Source organism: Streptomyces albipurpureus, assembly GCF_023701525.1.
GTDB lineage: Bacteria > Actinomycetota > Actinomycetes > Streptomycetales > Streptomycetaceae > Streptomyces > Streptomyces albipurpureus.
In genome coordinates, this window is sequence record NZ_JAMQAW010000012.1 from 1 (window position 1) to 1,424 (window position 1,424).

At 70.9% G+C, this 1,424-nt stretch carries 1 protein-coding gene; it reads left to right on the top strand.

The window, feature by feature from the left end; all coding sequences use genetic code 11:
- Nucleotides 1-1,389: amidohydrolase family protein (locus NBG84_RS15750; RefSeq protein WP_250920073.1), on the top strand; the 1,389-nt coding region annotated here is incomplete at its 5' end.
- Nucleotides 1,390-1,424 lie beyond the last annotated feature (35 nt).

The following is a 1,424-nucleotide window of genomic DNA, read 5'->3' on the forward strand; positions in this document are numbered from 1 at the left end:
ACCAATCCGACCACCGAGCGCCGACTGCTGATCAAGGGCGCCACCGTCCTCACCATGGACCCCGAGTACGGCGACCTGACCACCGGGGACATCCTGATCAGCGGGGACCGCATCACCGCCGTCGGCGCCGACCTCACGGACCAGGCGCCGGCCGACGCCGAGGTCATCGACGCGCGCGGCATGATCGCCATCCCCGGCCTCATCGACACCCATATGCACGCCTGGCAGACCCCTCTGAAGGGGCTGTACGCCGAGGGTTGGACCCTCGATGACTACCTGAGCAAGGCCTTCTACCTCCGCGAGCACTTCACTCCGGACGACATCCACGACGCCACCTTCTCCGGCTCCGTGCAGATGCTCGACGCCGGTGTCACCGGGGTCCTCGACTTCTGTCACAACGTCATGTCCCCCGAGGCCGCCGACGCCGGACTGCGCGCCCACCGCATCACCGGCCAACGCGCTCTTTTCGCCTTCGGCATGCTCGGCAGCTTCGGCGCCCCGCCCGAGGACCACGCCTGGCGCCTCGACCACGTCCGACGCCTCCACGAGGAGGTCAACCTCGGCGGTGACGGACTTCTGCGGGTCGGCTTGGCCCTCGGCTCCATGGAGTACGGGTCCCTGGAGCGAGTCACCAAGGAGATCGGCCTCGCCCGGGAACTCGGGATGCGGATGAGCATCCACCAGAACCCGCCCGGCCAGATCCAGGCGCTCCACGAGGCCGGACTCCTCGACTCCGACATCGTCCCGGCGCACGCCAATGCCGCCTCCGATGGTGAACTGGCCGCCCTCGCGGCCTGCGGCGGAGGGATCTCCTTCACCCCCGAGGGCGAGTTCGGTGGCGGTGGAGCCATGGACATCCTCAACCGCGCCCACCGCATGGGCGCCCGCCCCAGCCTCGGTATCGATACCCACACCCGGGTCTCCATCGACCTGTTCGCGGCGATGCGTCTGACCTACCTGTTGATGCGCAACGTCGACGCCGAGACGGAGCGCCGGGCAGGCCGCTGGCCGCTGACGTACAGCCCTGACGTTCCTCTTGTCCGGCCCCGCCACATGCTGGAGTTCGCCACCGTCAACGCCGCCACCCACCTCGGCCTCGGCGACGAGCTGGGCCGCCTCACCCCCGGGCGCCTCGCGGACGTCGTCCTGGTCAACACCGAACCCTACGGCGTCGCCCTCGGCGACCCCGCGGCGCACATCGTCCTCCAGACCACCCCGCGTGACGTCGACACCGTCATCGTCGGCGGCCGGGTCCGCAAGCGTGACGGGGTCCTCACCGACCTCGACCCCACCGCCGCGGGCGCCGCGACCCGCCAGGTCCGCGAGCGGGTCTTCGCCGACGCCGCCGCCCACGGCGGGCCCGTACCGGACCTGGGACCCATCCGGTGACCTGAGTACCTCGTGCGGTCGGGCGCCGTCCGCGC